The sequence below is a fragment of the Saccharothrix sp. genome (assembly GCF_031180885.1).
In the GTDB taxonomy this organism is placed as follows: Bacteria; Actinomycetota; Actinomycetes; order Mycobacteriales; family Pseudonocardiaceae; genus Actinosynnema.
Genome location: NZ_JAPSLK010000036.1, coordinates 18,661 through 34,100, shown reverse-complemented (window position 1 = coordinate 34,100; position 15,440 = coordinate 18,661). Strand labels below are relative to the sequence as shown.

9 protein-coding genes are annotated in these 15,440 nt (G+C 71.8%); 6 read left to right on the top strand and 3 right to left on the bottom strand.

The genetic code is table 11. From position 1 onward, the window contains the following. Positions 1-358 precede the first annotated feature (358 nt). The 3 genes from RIN75_RS30205 to RIN75_RS30195 are packed head-to-tail and all read left to right on the top strand — an operon-like array spanning position 359 to position 5,812. The gene (locus RIN75_RS30205) at positions 359-3,676 is read left to right on the top strand and encodes an amino acid adenylation domain-containing protein (RefSeq protein ID WP_309115444.1); all 3,318 of its coding nucleotides are present in this window, start codon (positions 359-361) and stop codon (positions 3,674-3,676) included. Beyond that, the gene (locus tag RIN75_RS30200) at positions 3,673-4,797 is read left to right on the top strand and encodes a hypothetical protein (RefSeq protein WP_309115443.1); all 1,125 of its coding nucleotides are present in this window, start codon (positions 3,673-3,675) and stop codon (positions 4,795-4,797) included. Before RIN75_RS30205 ends, RIN75_RS30200 begins: the two co-directional genes overlap by 4 nt. A gap of 31 nt (positions 4,798-4,828) precedes the next feature. After that, entirely contained in the window at positions 4,829-5,812 is a 984-nt protein-coding gene (locus tag RIN75_RS30195; RefSeq protein ID WP_309115442.1) for an aldo/keto reductase, read from the top strand. A gap of 53 nt (positions 5,813-5,865) precedes the next feature. On the opposite strand, the gene RIN75_RS30190 is transcribed toward RIN75_RS30195, so the two are convergent. From RIN75_RS30190 to RIN75_RS30180, 3 genes are all read right to left on the bottom strand, one after another. Beyond that, positions 5,866-6,075: a hypothetical protein gene (locus tag RIN75_RS30190; protein WP_309115441.1), complete on the bottom strand. Its 210-nt coding sequence runs from the start codon at positions 6,073-6,075 to the stop codon at positions 5,866-5,868. A 107-nt stretch (positions 6,076-6,182) separates the two neighbouring features. Continuing rightward, complete coding sequence (locus RIN75_RS30185) at positions 6,183-6,944, bottom strand: thioesterase domain-containing protein (RefSeq protein WP_309115440.1); 762 nt, start codon at positions 6,942-6,944, stop codon at positions 6,183-6,185. Next, positions 6,937-8,178, bottom strand: a complete 1,242-nt coding sequence (locus RIN75_RS30180) for a cytochrome P450 (RefSeq protein WP_309115439.1) — start codon at positions 8,176-8,178, stop codon at positions 6,937-6,939. The genes RIN75_RS30185 and RIN75_RS30180 overlap by 8 nt, the downstream gene beginning before the upstream one ends. 535 nt (positions 8,179-8,713) lie before the next feature. On the opposite strand from RIN75_RS30180, the gene RIN75_RS30175 reads away from it, so the two are divergent. Genes RIN75_RS30175 through RIN75_RS30165 form a run of 3 tightly spaced genes read left to right on the top strand, consistent with a single transcriptional unit; the run spans position 8,714 to position 15,422 of the window. After that, positions 8,714-10,393, top strand: a complete 1,680-nt coding sequence (locus RIN75_RS30175; RefSeq protein ID WP_309115438.1) for a condensation domain-containing protein — start codon at positions 8,714-8,716, stop codon at positions 10,391-10,393. A 27-nt stretch (positions 10,394-10,420) separates the two neighbouring features. Beyond that, positions 10,421-14,059 carry a beta-ketoacyl synthase N-terminal-like domain-containing protein gene (locus RIN75_RS30170; RefSeq protein WP_309115437.1) on the top strand — a complete coding sequence of 1,213 codons (3,639 nt, stop codon included), beginning with the start codon at positions 10,421-10,423 and terminating at the stop codon, positions 14,057-14,059. Continuing rightward, complete coding sequence (locus tag RIN75_RS30165; protein WP_309115436.1) at positions 14,049-15,422, top strand: MFS transporter; 1,374 nt, start codon at positions 14,049-14,051, stop codon at positions 15,420-15,422. Before RIN75_RS30170 ends, RIN75_RS30165 begins: the two co-directional genes overlap by 11 nt. Positions 15,423-15,440: the final 18 nt, after the last annotated feature.

Genomic DNA, 15,440 nt, shown 5'->3' with positions numbered 1-15,440 from the left:
CAAATGTTCGGGAGTCCGTACGAGAAGATTTTCACAGATTCTTCGCCGACCTGGAACGACCACCTGCCGAGAATGCTTCGTCGGGCCGAACGGGCCGTGTTGACACGGTTCGAAGTGCGCTTTTAGAGTCGCTGGCATCGGGGGAAATGCGACTCGCTGGGGGACATTGCGCAATGGCGCGTACACCGGAACACGGCCGCTCGCCCCGGCCTTTCGGTCACCTCCGGGGAACTCCCTCCTCCCGCGCCCACTGCCGCGGAGCTGACGCGGTGCCGTTGTCGGCGCGTTTATCGCGTCCGTGACCGCGCGGGTCGCACCGCGCCCAGGCAGCAGTTCCACTCAAGACCCGGAGGTCGGCATGTCACTGGACGAGTACGTGCTCTCGGTCCTCGGACCGGCGACGGACAGGGCGGGGTTCGCCAGCCACAGCTTCATCGCGCTCGGCGGTGACTCGCTGCGGGCCATGCGGTTGACCGCCCTGGCCCAGGAACAGCTCGGGCTGCGGCTGTCCGTGGCGGAACTGCTGTCGTCCACCCCGCTGGGCACCGTCCTGGCCAACGCGGTCGGCGACGCGCGGCCCGCGCCGGCGGCCGAAGCGCCGACAGCGGCGCTGACCCCGACGCAGCGCGGCATGTGGCTGATCGAGAACGTCCTGGGCGGCTCGACCTACAACCTGGTCTTCACGTCCCACGTGGACAGCGGCACGCTGGACCGCGAGGTCTTCGCCCGGGCCGCCCAGGCCACCACGGCCCGCCACGCCACCCTCCGCACCGTGCTGCGCGAGCAGGACGGCGAGGTCAAACCGGTCGTGCTGGACGAGACCGTGCCGGACATCGTCGACATCGCCCACGACGGCCCCGACTTCGCCGAGTTCGTCCGCGCCACCGCCGCCGACCACGGCCGCGTCCCCTTCGACCTCACCGCCGCGCCCCCGGTGCGCTACCTGTTCATCAGCGGCGCTCGGGAGCAGGCAGTCGTGCTGGTCGCCCACCACGTCCTGCTCGACGGCTGGGCGGTCGGCCTGCTGCTGACCGAGCTGTTCGACAACTACAAAGCCCTCAAGGCCGGCGAACCGCTCAACACGACACCCGCGCCGACCACGGAAGCGCTGCTTCGCCGCCACGAGCAGGACCGCGCGAGCGGCGAGTGGGACCGCCTCGCCGAGTTCTGGCTCAAGCACCTCGACGGCGTGCCCACCGTGCTCGAAGTCCCCACCGACGCGCCCCGCCCGACCGTGCAGGACCCGGCGGGCGAACGCATCCCGCTCGACCTCGACGCCGAGCTGAGCACCCTGGTCGAGGCCCGCGCCAAGGACCTGGGCATCACCACGTTCGCCCTGCTCCTGGGCTCGTACGGCCTCGCGCTGAGCCGCTGGACCGGCGTGGACCGGCTGCTGGTCGGCGTGTCGCTCTACGGCCGCGACACCGCCGAGCTGGCCGACCTGGTCGCGGTCGCGGGCAACCTGGTGCCGGTCCTGGTCGAGGTCGACGACGACGCGCCGGCGGCGGACTACCTGCGCGCGGTGCAGGACTCGCTGGCGCGCAGCATCGAGGCGGGCGCGCTGCCGTTCGACGAGCTGGTCACCCGGCTGGGCGTGGAGCGCGGGCTGAGCGCGCACCCGCTGGTGCAGGTGTCCTTCGGCATGCACGACCAGCTCGTGCCGCAGCGCGTCGAGGCCGGTGACGTGGTGCTGCGGGTCGAGGAGGGCCACGGCGGCGGCGCCCAGTTCGACCTGTCGCTGCTGTTCGGCCGGTCCCGCCCGACGCTGGGCGCGCAGCTGGAGTTCGCCACCGCGCTGTGGGACGCCGCCGACGCGCGGGCGTTCCTCGACGACTACACCACCGCCGTCCGGGAACTGGCCACGGCCACCGGTCGCCTGGAGGACCTGCGCTGCCTGTCAGCCGACCGCAAGGCCGTGCTCGACGCGGTCAACCAGACCCGCCGTGAGTTCCCGGAGACCACCGCGGACGGCCTGTTCCGTGCGGCCGTGCAACGCACGCCGGACGCCATTGCGGTCCGGGCAGGCGATCTGGAGCTGACGTACGCGCAGCTCGCGGGCGCGGCGGCCGAGCAGGCCCGGCGGCTGCGGGAACTCGGCGTCGGCCGCGGTGACCGGGTGCTGGTGGCGCTGGACCGGTCGATCGCCGAGGTCGTGGCCGTGCTGGGCATCGCGTGGGCGGGCGCGGCGTACGTCGGCGTGGACCTGGGGCAGCCCGAGGCGCAGGTCCGGCACATCCTGGCCAAGGCCGCGCCCAAGGCCGTCCTGGCCACCGCGGACGTCTCCCACTTGGGCGTGCCGACCTGCGCGACCTGGGAGCCCACCTGGGAGTCCTCCGACGCCGAGCCCGCCGAGACCGGGCCGGACGACCTGGCCTACATCGCCTTCACCTCCGGCTCCACCGGCCTGCCCAAGGGCGTCGCCGTGCCGCACCGGGCGGTCGTGCGGCTGGTGCACGAGCCCGACTTCGTCCACTTCGGACCCGAGGACCGGGTGCTGCGGCTGTCCCCGCTGGCCTTCGACGCCTCCACGCTGGAGCTGTGGGGGCCGCTCGCGGGTGGCGCGGCGCTGGAGGTGCACCCGGCCGGGCTGCCCTCGCCCAGCGAGCTGAGCGGGTTCCTGCTGGAACGCGGCGTCACCGTCGCGTGGCTCACCGCGGGCCTGTTCCGGCTGGTCGAGGAGTTCGCGCCGGCCGGGCTGGGCGGGCTGCGGCAGCTGATCACCGGCGGCGACGTCGTCCCGCACGCCCACGTGGCGCGGGTGCTGGAACGCCACCCCGGCATCGTGGTGACCAACGGCTACGGCCCCACCGAGAACACCACGTTCACCACCACGCACTCGGTGACGTCGCTGGCGGAGGTGGACGGCCCGCTGCCCATCGGCACCCCGTTGCCCGGCACGCGCGTGCACGTCCTGGACCGGCGCCACCGCGTCGTGCCGCCGGGCGCGGTCGGCGAGCTGTACGCGGCCGGCGAGGGCTTGGCGCACGGCTACGTGGACGACGAGGCCGAGTCGGCGCGCGGGTTCGGCCACTTCTCCCCGGACGTCCCGGACCGCCTCTACCGCACCGGTGACCTGGTCCGGATCGACCGGGCGGGCCGGCTGCGCTTCCTGGGCCGCCGCGACGACCAGGTGAAGCTGCGCGGGTTCCGGATCGAGCTGTCCGCGATCGCCGACGTGCTGGTCGCCGACCCGCGGGTGCGCGACGCGGCCGTGGTGGTCACTGACGGGGACAGCGCCGACAAGCGCCTCCTGGCTGCGATCGTGCCTGCTCAGGAGGTGGGCACCGACGTGCTGCGCGACCTGGTCGCCGACCGCCTGCCCGCGTACATGGTGCCCAGCCTGTGGGCCGTGGTGGACCGGCTCCCGGTGACCGGCAACGGCAAGGTCGACCGCCGCGCCCTGGCCGCCGTCGCCGCGCCCGCCGGGCAGCGCGTCGCCACTCCTGCCGCGAACCCGCTGGGCACCGCGCCGTCGCTGTTCGCCCGGGTGCTGGACAAGCCCGTCGAGCTGACCGCCGAGACCGACTTCTTCACCGTGGGCGGCAACTCCATGGGCGCGGTGAAGCTGCTCCGGCTGATCCGCGACGAACTGGGCGTTTCGGTGCGACTGCGGGACTTCCTGCTCGCGCCGACCCCGGCCGGGCTGAACGAGCTCATCCAGGCGGCGAAGTCGTGACCGGGGCGGTCCGGGACGACGTCCGCGGCATGGAGTGGGACGACGGGCTGGAGTGCTGGGTCGTGTCCGACCCGGCCGTGGCCCGCGTCGTGCTCAACCACCAGGGGTTCTCGTCGCAGACGTCCAAGCGGCTGGGCGAGTTGTACATGACCGAGGAGTCGAGGTGGGAACACCGGGCGCTGACCGAGTTCCTGCGCCTGTGGTTCGTGCACACCGACGGCGAGGAACACGCGGCGCTGCGCAAACCGATGCAGCGCCTGTTCTCCGCGTCCTTCACGCGCTCGCTGGCCGGGCGCGTGGAGGAGATCGTGGACGCGTGCCTGGAGGACCTGGCCGCCGACCCGGCGCACGATGCCGTGCCGACCGTGGCGGAGGGCGTGTCCGGGCGGGTGATGGGTCACATCGTCGGCGTGCCGCAGGAACCCGCGGTGCTGCACACCTGGTCGAAGACGTTGTCGGGCTTCATCGCCGCCATGTACCGGCGCGACCACGCCGAGGCCGCGCACCGGGTGATGCTGGAGATGACCGAGGCCCTGTCCACGTCACCGGCGCTGGACGGCTTCCCCCGCGACACTCCCGAGGACCGCGCCCGCACCACGGCGACCTGGTCGATGATCCTGTTCGGCGGCCTGGAAACCACCGCGTCCCTGATCGGCTCGTGCCTGCTGGCCGTGCTCGACGACCCGGCCTTGTGGGAACGCGTGGTGGCCGACCGCCCAGGCGAAGTCGAGTCGTTGGTCGAATCCGTGCTGGAGAAACGCCCTCCGCTGCGCAACGTGGGCCGTGTCGTCGCAGCGGACATGGAGTTCGAGGGCCTGTCGTTGCGGGAAGGCGACCTGGTCCTGGTCTCCCTGGCCGGCGGCGGCCTGTTCGACACCGACCTGAACGACCTGGCCCCCGTCGCCGAACGAGCCGACCGCCACCTGGTCTTCGGCCACGGCGCGCACTACTGCATCGGCGCACCCCTGGCCAGGCTGGAGGCGGCGACCGTGCTCCGCCGCTTCGCCCGCCGCTTCCCACGCGCCGCGTTGGCCGACAACGCCGTGGAATGGGGCCCGAACCTGGCGTACGTCGGCCTGGACCACCTGTTTTTGGCCGTGGACGGAAAACCGGCACCATGATCACGACCGTTCACGTGCACAGGGGAGAGGCATGAAGTATCGGAAGATCGGCACCGACCCGCAGCGCCGGCGCGAAGTCAGCGTGCTGGCGTTGGGCGCGATGCTCTTCGGCACGGTCGTCGAGGAGGAACGGGCCTTCGCGGTGCTGGACCGCTTCGTCGAGGCCGGCGGCACGTTCCTCGACACCGCCAACAACTACGCGTTCTGGGTCAACGGCACCCGGGGCGGCGAGAGCGAGGCGTTACTGGGCCGGTGGCGGCGCAGCCGGGGCATCACCGACGAGGTCGTGATCGCGACCAAGCTCGGCGGCCGGCCGAAGACCCCGGGCCGGGACTTCTTCAACCTGGAAGGCCTGACCCCCGAGGCGATCCGCACGTCGTCCGCGCGGAGCCGCGAGAACCTGGGCGTGGAGCGGCTGGACCTCCTGTACGCCCACACCGACGACCTCACCGTGCCGCAGGAGGAGATCGTCAAGACCTTCGCCGAGTTGGTGGCGGACGGGACGGTGTCCATGCTGGGCGCCAGCAACCACTGGTCGTGGCGCTTGGAACGCTGGCGTTCCCTGGCTGCGGAGGCCGGGTTGCCCTCGTACGAAGTCCTCCAGTACCACCACACCTACCTGCGGGCGCGTGGTGACATCCCGGGCCGGCGGTCGAAGGACGGCGACCAGGGCCTGTTCAGCGCGGAACTGATGACCTACCTCCGCGACCGGCCGGACCTGACCCTGGTGGCCTACACGCCTTTGCTGTCGGGTGCTTACGTGCGCGAGGACCGGCCTTTGGGCGAGTTGCACGACCACGCGGGCACCAAGGCCCGTTTGGCGGCCTTGCACGAGGTGGTCCGGGATACGGGCGCCACCGCCAACCAGGTGGTGCTGTCGTGGATGATCGGCGGGGACCTCCCGGTGATCCCGCTCATCGGCGCTTCCTCCGTGGAACAGCTGGACGAAAGCCTCGAAGCGGTCGAGCTGGAATTGACCGCGGACCAACGAGCCCTCATGGACTCTGCTCACTGACCAGCGCCGGCAAAGGCCGCCGAGGACTCCCCGGCGGCCTTTGCCGGCGCGGATCAACCGTTGATGACCACACTGTCCTCGAAGTTGAGCACGTTATCCACGACCACCGAAATCACCGAAACGCCGATGACGTTGTCGTTGAGCAACCGGCTGTTCTGGTCGGTGGCGGGTTGATCGGGGTCGGCGCCGGCGATGCCGGGGCCGGCGAGCAGGGCCAGGGCGGTCAGCCCCGTGGCCGCCGCCGTGGCGAGCATGCGTCGCATGTCAAGTCTCCTTCCCGTTGTGCCTGGCCCACCGATGGGGTAGCCGCCGGAAAGGTCGGGTATCGCCACCGACGCCTCGTCACCCGAAGGGGTACAAGAGTCGAACGCTAGCCCGGCCGCGTGTCCGTGAGCCGCGTTTCGATCGCGTTCAGCACGTGGGCCACGCCCTCGGGTGCGAAGAAGTGGCCACCGGCGATCAGGTCATGTGTGAAAGTCGAAACAGTTTCCCGGCTCCACGCCGCCATTCGTTCCGGCGACGCCTCTTCGTCATCCACGCCGGAGAACACGTGCAACGGCACGTCCAAAGCCGGCCGGGGCGGCGGTCCGGACGTGGCCACCACCGTCAGGTCGGCGCGCAACGCGGGCAGGAACAGTTCCAGCAGGTCCGGGCGCTCGAACACGATCGGTGGGGTGCCGCCCAGGTCCCGCAGGTACTGCACCAGGGCGTCGTCCGACTCGTCCCAGCCCCGCACCCGCGTCATCAACGCGGGCGCGGCACTGGACGCCACGAACAGCGACAGCGGCAGCGGGCCGCCCAGGGCGCGCAGGGCGTGGGTCAGCCAGAGCGACACCCGTGCCCCCATGCTGTGCCCGTAGAACGCGAAAGGCACGTCCAGCACGGGCGACAGCACGTCCACCAGTTCGGCCACCAACGGACCCATGCGCGTGTGCGGGTCCTCGTCCGACCTGGTGTCCCGGCCCGGCAACTGCACCGCCACCACCGACACGTCCGCCGGCAACCGCTTCGGCCAGTCGCGGAACATCGCCGTCGTGCCGCCCGCGTAGTGGAAGCACACCAGCCGGACCCGGCCCGTGGCGGGTCCGAAGTAGCGCAACGCCCGCTCCCGGCGGGTCAGCAGGTCAGGCACGGCGCTTCGCCGTGATCGGCACGTGCTTGTAGCCGGACACGAAGTTCGACACCAGGCGTTCCGGCTTGCCGGCGGGCGCGAAGCCCTCGTACTGGGCCAAAAGCTCTTCGAACAACGTGCGCAGGGTCACCCGGGCGACGCTGTGGCCGACGCAGTAGTGCGGACCGATGCCGAACGCCAGGTGCTTGTTGGGCTTGCGCCGGATGTCGAACGTCTCGGAGTTCGGGAACTCCGCCTCGTCCCGGTTCGCCGCGCCCAGCCACACCACGACCGCCTCGCCTTCGGCGATCTTGGTGTCCCGCACCACGACGTCCTGCGTGGCGTACCGCAGCATGTGGTTGACCGGCGAGGCCCAGCGCAGCGCCTCCTCGACGGCCGTGACGCCGACCTCGGGGTCGGCCGCCCACTGGGGCAGCACGTCGGTCTCGATGAACTCGGCCATCACGTAGTTCGGGGCGTGCGGGGTGGTGACGTTCGCGCCCAGCAGGAGGCTGTAGCAGTTCGACACGATCTCTGCGGACGACATGTGCCGGCCCTCGAACCGGGTGTTGATCAGCACGCTGATCAGGTCGTCGCCGGCGTTCTCGCGGCGGAACCGGACCAGGTCCTGGAAGTAGGCGAACAGCTCGCGGTGCGCCACGTGCAGGGTCGCGTCGCGGCTGCCTTCGTCCTGGTACTCCGGGTCGTCGGCGGCGATGCAGATCGTCGTGAGGCGGCTCAGCCACGGCCAGTCCTGTTCCGGCAGGCCCATCATGGTGCCGGTCACCGACATCGGCATGGCCAGCATCGCCTGGCCCCAGTCGAACACGCCGCCGTCGCCGATCGGCGCGATCAGGTCGCCGACCAGTTCGCGGATGGTGTCGCGCTGCCGGTCCACCGCCTTGACCGCCAGGGCCTTCTTCAGGCGCGCCTGCATGATCGTGTGCCGGGGCGGGTCGGTCACCGCGAGCTGCTGGCCGCCCGCCGGGTCGTCCATGCCGAGCAGTTCCAGCATGGTGCCGCGCTCGGAGGTGAACAGATGCGTGTTGCGCAGCACGAAATCGGTTTCCTTGAAGTGCACGACGTTCCAGAAACCGCGTTCGTCGTCCACCTGGTGCCAGCTCAACCCGTCCTGCGCGCGCAGCTCCCGCCACACCGCGTGCGCGTCGCCGTCGCTGTACAGGTGGGGGTCGACCAGATCGGTGTCGGCTGCGTGCACCGGGCATCCGGAAACGGTCGCGTTGTGGACGGGCATGACCGGTGTCCTCATCGTTCGGGAGACAGCCATCCGGCGGACTCCTGGTCGGTGGGCGGTCGGCGTGAGGGCCGGGGGCGGGGTTTTCGCCGCACGCCGGCAATGGCCCCGCCGAATCCGGCGGGCGCCGCAACGCGCGATTGTCGAGGTCGTTCCCGCACTTCGACGTGCGGGACCGGGTGAACGTGCACGGCTGGAGGCCGAGCGCCTATGGACAGGCGCCGGCCACTGCCACGTCAACCCCCATGTGAACCCCTGAACGAACGCCCCAGAACGAACTCCCCAGTCCCCTCGCCGCGGGCTCGACACGTGGTCGTGCCCCACGGCAAGCCAGTCAAGCACCACGTTCGCGAAAGCGTCAACCGGGCCGGGTTCGGTACCGAAGTGTGGACGTCCAAATAGGACTTGAATTGCCGAAGCAGTGCGCTTGACGGAACTCGGCGGCTCTGCCTACGGTCCATTCGGCGGCCCGCGGAACGGGCTCGCGAACGGCACCGGGCCATTCTCGCCCGAGTGGAATCCATTGGGGGAACTCATGCGATCGTTGCCGGATGCGCGCGCCCCGGAGGCGCCTGGCGCCTGGCACCCGGCGACACCCACGCAGCAGGGCCTGTGGATTCTCGACCGGATCGAACGTCTGCGACCGAGCTATCTGTTGCCGACCGTCCTCGAATTCACCGGACCCCTCGACTGTGAAATGTTGACTGCGGCGGTGGACCGCGCGCTGGGTCGCCATCCCGCGTTGCGCTCGCGGTTCCGGCTGGACGCGGCCGCACGGCGCGTGGAGTACCGCACCGACGGGTCCCCGCCCGAGGTCGGGTTCACCGACGCGGTCGCCGACGGCTGGACCGCCGAGGAGATCGAGCGCCTGGTGGAAGCCTTGTGCTACACGCCGTTCGAGCTGGCCGAGGAAGCCCCGGCGCGGGCCGAGGTGATCCGCCTCGACGCCGACCGCACGCTGCTCGTGCTGACGGTGCACCACATCGTGTTCGACGGCGTGTCCCGGCAGTTGCTGGTGGAGGAGATCGGCACCACCTACCGGGCCTTCGCCCGCGGCGCCCAGCCGGACCTGCCGACCCCGCCCCACCCGGTGCTGGTGCAGGACGGCCCGGCCGACGACGAGGGGTTCGCCGAGCGGGTCGCGGGTGTGGTGGACCGGCTGCGCGGCGCGCCGACCACGATCGCGCTGCCCTACGACGGCGACCCGGAAGACCCCGAACTCTCCTTGATCGGCGCCACGGCGGAGACCCTGCTGGACGCCGACCTCACCGCGGCCGTGCTCGAATTGTCCACACAGGAGGGTTGCACCGCGTTCATGACCGGTGTGGCGCTGCTGGCCGCCACGTTCGCCCGCACCACCGGGCAGACCGACTTCCTGTTCGCCGTCGTCTGGCCCGGCCGCGACGACCCGGCCGCCGCCGACGTGATCGGCATGTTCATGACCACCCTGGTGCTGCGCGTCCAGCTCGGCGCCGACACCACGTGGCGGGAACTGCTGCGCACCGCGCGCACCGCGGGCATGGAGACGTTCATCGACTCGGACGTGCCGCTGGACGCGATCGCCGCCGCGCTGGACCCCGACCGCGACTTGGCCCGCCCGCCGCTGACCCCGGTCCTGGTCAACCTGGCCGAACCGGCGCAGCCGCTCGAACTGGCCCCCGGCGTGGTCGGCCGCTTCCAGCCGCTGCGCCCCGAGTACAGCAAGTGGGACCTGGCGCTGTTCGTCCGCGTGGACACCACCACCGGGCGCGACCGGCTCGAACTGTCCCTGAACCACCCGGCGGAGCTGTTCACCGCGGCCACGACGGACAAGATCCTGGCCGCCCTGCGCCGCAGCGCCGCCGACCTCGCACGCGACCCGGAGGAAAAAGTGCTGAACCAGCCCGCCGCTCCCCAGACCGACCTGGACGACCCCGCCGCGCGGCTGGGCCTGGTCCGGTCCGTCTGGCAGGAGGTCCTCGACACCGAGCACGTGGACGACGACGTCAGCTTCTTCGACGCGGGCGGCGACTCCCTGCGGCTGGTGATCCTGGTCGAGCGGCTCAGCCAGGCGTCGGGCCGGACGCTGCGCACCGTCGACCTGTTCCGCGCCGGCACCGTGCGCGGCCAGGCCGACCTGCTCGCCGCACCCGCCGAGACCGCGACCGCGGGTCGGGGCAGCAGCCGAGACCGCCTGCTGGGCGCGGCCCGCGACCGCCGCACCGACCGGAGCTGACCGGCCCGCCCCACGAGAGTGAAACCGGTGGCACGCCTGAGGATGGGGGACGAGGTGACCAACACCGAGAACGCGGTCGCGGTCGTCGGCATGGCCTGCCGGCTGCCCGGCGCGAACGACATCGGGCAGTTCTGGGAGTTGCTGCGCGACGGCGTCGAGGGCATCACCCGGTTCGACGTCGAGGACCTGGTGCGGAACAAGGGCGCCGACCCGGCCGACGTGAGACAGCCGAACTTCGTGCCGGCCAAGGGCGTCATGGCCGACTCGGCGGACTTCGACTGGTCGTTCTTCGGCTACAGCCGCGCCGAGGCCGCGGGGATCGACCCCCAGCAGCGGGTGTTCCTGCAGACCGCGATGTCCGCTTTGGACGACGCCGGCCTGGACCCGACCCGGTTCGACGGCTGGATCGGCGTCTACGCGGGTGCGGACCGCACGCACTCCGGCACCGGCGTCGAGCTGAGCCCGCTGGCCCGGCTGATCGGGCTGGAGAAGGACCACGTCGCCACCCGCGTCGCCTACAAGCTCGGCCTGCGCGGCCCGGCGGTGACCGTGCAGACGTCGTGCTCGACCTCGCTGGTCGCCATCCACATGGCGGTGCAGAGCCTGATCGCGCGCGAGTGCGACGCGGCGCTGGCCGGCGGCGTGGCCGTGTCGCCCAAGGGCGAGTGGGGTTACTGGCACGAGCCGGGCGGTCCGCTGTCCGCCGACGGGCACTGCCGGCCGTTCGACGCGAGCGCCACCGGCACCGTGCCCAGCGAGGGCGTCGGCGTGGTCGTGCTCAAGCGCCTGGCGGACGCGCTGGCCGACGGCGACCGGATCGCGGCGGTCGTGCTCGGGTCGGCGCTGAACAACGACGGCGCGGAGAAGATGGGTTACACCACCCCGTCCATCCCCGGGCAGCGCGACGTCATCCGCTATGCGCAGAAGCTCGCCGGGGTGAACGCGGCCGACATCGACTACGTCGAGGCACATGGCACCGCCACCCCGATCGGCGACCCCGTCGAGGTGCAGGCGCTGACCGAGGCGTTCCGGATGTCCACCGACGAGACCGGGTTCTGCCTGATCGGCGGGGTGAAGGGCAACCTCGGGCACACCAGCGCGGCGGCGGGCGTGGCGGCGTTCATCAAGACCGTGCTGATGCTCGAACACGGGGAAGTGGTGCCCAGCCTGCACTTCGAGTCCCCGAACCCGTTGCTGGACCTCGACGGCACGCCGTTCCGGGTGTGCACGGAGCACGGGCCGTGGCCGGACCGGGGCACGCGGATCGCGGCGGTGAGTTCGTTCGGCGTGGGCGGTACCAACGCGCACGTCGTGCTCCAGCAGGCGCCCGAACGGGAGCCGGTGGAACCGCGGTCGGGCGGGACGGTGCTGCCCCTGTCGGCGGCGACCCCGGAAGCTCTGGCCAAGCTCCGCACCGATCTGGCCGAGGCCGTGCGCACCGAACCCGACCTGCACGCCGTGGCGCGGACGTTCGCCGAACGGCGTCAGCACAAGCACCGCCAAGCGATCGCGGTGTACGGCCCCGCACAGGCCTCCGAAGCCCTGGCCACCGCCGGTGACCCGGGCGAACCGAGGCCGCTGGGCAAGGTTGCCTTCCTCTTCCCCGGCCACGGCACCCTGCGCTACAACGCCGGCGCGCCCGCCTACCGGCTGCTGCCCGGCTTCCGCCGCTGGTTCGACGAGATCCGGGACGCGGTGCGCGAGCGGTGCGGGGTGGACCTGACGCCGGTCGTGGCGGAGGTCGACGGCGGGCCGGAGTGGTTCGACGAGGGCACCAACCAGCAGCTCGGCCTGTTCGCCCTGGGCTACGCGCTGGGCCGGCAGCTCATGGACTGGGGGATCACGCCGGTCGGGTTGTTCGGCAACAGCATCGGCGAGTTCGCGCCGGCCGCGCTGGCCGGGGTGTGGTCGCCCGGCGGCGCCGCCGCCCTGGTGCACGAACGGGCGCAGGCGGTGTGGCAGGCGGCTCCGCCCGGCCGGATGGTCGCGGTCAACGGCACCGCCGAGGAGGTGCTGCGGCGGATCGGTCCGGGCAGCGCGGTCGAGGTGTCCGTGATCAGCCGCGGCGGTGTGGTGCTGTCCGGCCCGATGTCCGATGTGGACCGACTTGTGGACGGGGACGCGTTGGCAGGGCTGGATCTCCGGATGCTGGCCGTCGACCGGCCCGGGCACTGTGCGGCGATGCTACCCGCGGCGGAGATCCTGCACCGGGTGGTCGCCGGCACCGAGGCCAAACCCGCCGAGCTGCCGCTGGTGTCCAACACCACGGGCACGTGGGCCGACCCGGACGCGGTCGCCGGCCCCGACTACTGGGCCCACCAGCTCGCCCGGCCCGTCCTGCTCGACGCGGGCGTGGAAACCCTGATGGACGCGGGCGTCGACACGTTCCTGGAGTTGGGTCCCGGCGCGACGATGCTGGGCACGGTCCGCTGGAACGCGCGCTGGGACAGCACCAAGACCGGTGTGCCGCTCCTGGGTCGGGCCGAGGACGGCGAACTGGGGCTGCTGCGGGCGCTGGGCGTGCTGTGGGAGCGCGGGGTGGACGTGCTGGGCGAGACGGTGTTCGCGGGTGAGCGGCCCGTGCGCCGCTCCCTGCCGCCGCACCCGTTCCTGGGCACCGACCCCAACGCCGACCAGCCCGCCCCGGTCGTCCTGAAGGCCAAGGCACGGCCGACCCCCGTGCTCGGGGACTCGGTGCGCCCGGTGCTGGAACGGCTGTGGACCAAGGCCCTGGGTCAGCCGCCCGCCTCCGACGCCGACCACTTCTACGGGCTCGGCGGCGAGTCCCTGATCGCGCTGAACATGATGAGCCGGTTGCGCGAGGAGGCCGGGATCTCGTTGTCCCTGGCCGAGTTCTCCCGCGAACCCACGTTCGGGCGGCTGGTCGAACTCGCCGAGCGGGACCGGCCGAAGACCCCCGCCGCGCCGCTCCCAGTCCGGGCCGTGCGGCTGCGCGAGGGCATGGGACGACCGCTGTTCCTGGCCGCCGACGCCGCCGGCACCGCGATGAGCTACCAGGCACTGGCCGACGCGCTGACCACCGACCGCCCGGTGTACGGGCTGGAACCGGACTCGGGCGCCCGGTCGGTGGAGAAGTCGGCGGCGCAGCACGTGGACGCGTTGCTGGCGGTCCAGCCCGAAGGTCCGTACACGCTGGGCGGCTGGTCGTTCGGCGCGGTGGTGGCGCACGAGATGGCGCGGATCTTGGTCTCGCGCGGCTTCGAGGTGGACGTGCTGCTGTGCCTGGACGCCTTCGTGCCCGGCCGGGTCGGGGTGCCGATCGGGCTGGACCTGGAGTTCCTGTACAGCCACGCGTGGATCCAGGCGGCCGGCGCGCTGAACATCGGCGAGATCGGCCGGCAGGTGCGGCGCAACCCGGCGCTGCGCAAGCTGTTCCTGGACAAGGCCCGCGTGCTCGCCACCTACCGGCCGCGCCCGGTGGACTGCCCGGCCGTGGTGTTCAAGGTGGACACGGGCGCGCGCGGCGCGGCCAAGCTCACCGCCCGGCTGGCCCCGCTGTACCGCGGCGGCGTGCGCGTGCGGCCGGTGCCGGGGAACCACTGGTCGGTGCTGACCGAGCCGCACGTGCACCGGCTCGCCGAAGAGTTGCAAACCACGTTGCCCGGCCAGGCGCCGGCCCGGAATGAGGTCGTGGATGTCCACTGAACAACGCGAGAACACCCCGGCCGACCCGGGACCCGCGACCGCCACCACCACGGCGACCGCGGAACCGACCGAGCCGACCGCGCGCGCCGCCGAGCCGCCCGCCCCCGCCGCGGAGCCGGCCGCGCCCGACGCCACCGCGGACGCGCCCGAGAAGCCGTTGATCAAGAACCGGGACTTCCAGGCGCTGTGGAGCAGCGAGGCGTTCGCCGCGGTCGCCAAGGAGACCGCCGAGATCGCCTACCCCCTGCTGATCCTGGCCACCACCGGCTCCGCGCTCTACGCGGGCATCGTCGGCTCCGCCCAGCTGATCACGGCGAGCGTCATGTCCATCCCCGGCGGCACCCTCGCCGACCGCCTGGACCGCCGCCTGCTGCTCATCGGCTGCAACCTGGTCCGGGTCGTGCTGCTCGCCCTGTTCGGCCTGCTGATCTTCACCGACAGCGCGTCCATGCCGGTGATCTTCGGCATCGCCCTGGCCTCCGCGGTGTGCTTCGGCATCTCGCAGCCCGCCGGCCTGGCCGCGATCAAGGCCCTGGTGCCCGCCTCCCAGCTCACCCAGGCCACCGCGCAGAACCAGATCCGGTACTTCGGCGCCACCATGGCCGGCCCGCCGATCGGCGGCGCGCTGTTCGGCGTGGCGCGGGCGTTCCCGTACCTGGCGTCCGCGGTCGGCTTCCTGATCTCGACTGTCCTGCTGCTCTTCGTCCGCAAGCCGATGCAGATCGAGAACAAGGACCAGACCAAGGAGAAGCGGGGCACCGCCGAGGGGTTCCGGTTCCTGTTCAAGCAGCCGATCCTGCGCCCGCTGATCATCTGGATCATGGGGTCGAACATGGCGTTCACCCACTCCGGCATCTTCCTGGCGCTGATCGCGACCGCGCAGACCCGGGGCGCGTCGGAGTCGTTCATCGGCGCGACGCTGGCCATGGCCGGGGTCGGCGGACTGGTCGGGTCGCTGGTCGCGGGCTGGGTGTTCAAGAAGGTCAAGCCGTCGGTGATCGTGCTGTGCGGCGCGTGGGTCGGCCCGGTGGTGGCGGTCCTGCTCGCGGTGACGCCGGGCGTGATCCCGCTGGGCATCATCGTGACGCTGGTGTTCATCCGCGGCCCGATCATCAGCACGCTGTTCCTGTCCTACCTCGCCGCCGTCGCACCGGACAAGGTCCAGGGCCGGGTGCTGGGCGCGGTGTTCTTCATGTCCATGAGCGCGGCCCCGCTCGGCGTGTTCGTCGTGGGCGCGGTGTTCGACCTGGCCGGCTCGACGTGGGTGTTCGTGACGATGTGCCTGATCTCGGGGGTGGCCGCGCTGCCGACCCTGTCCAAGCGCATCCGCACCCTGCCCCGCCCGGAAGCAGTGGCCGTATGACCGTCATCGGAGGAGATG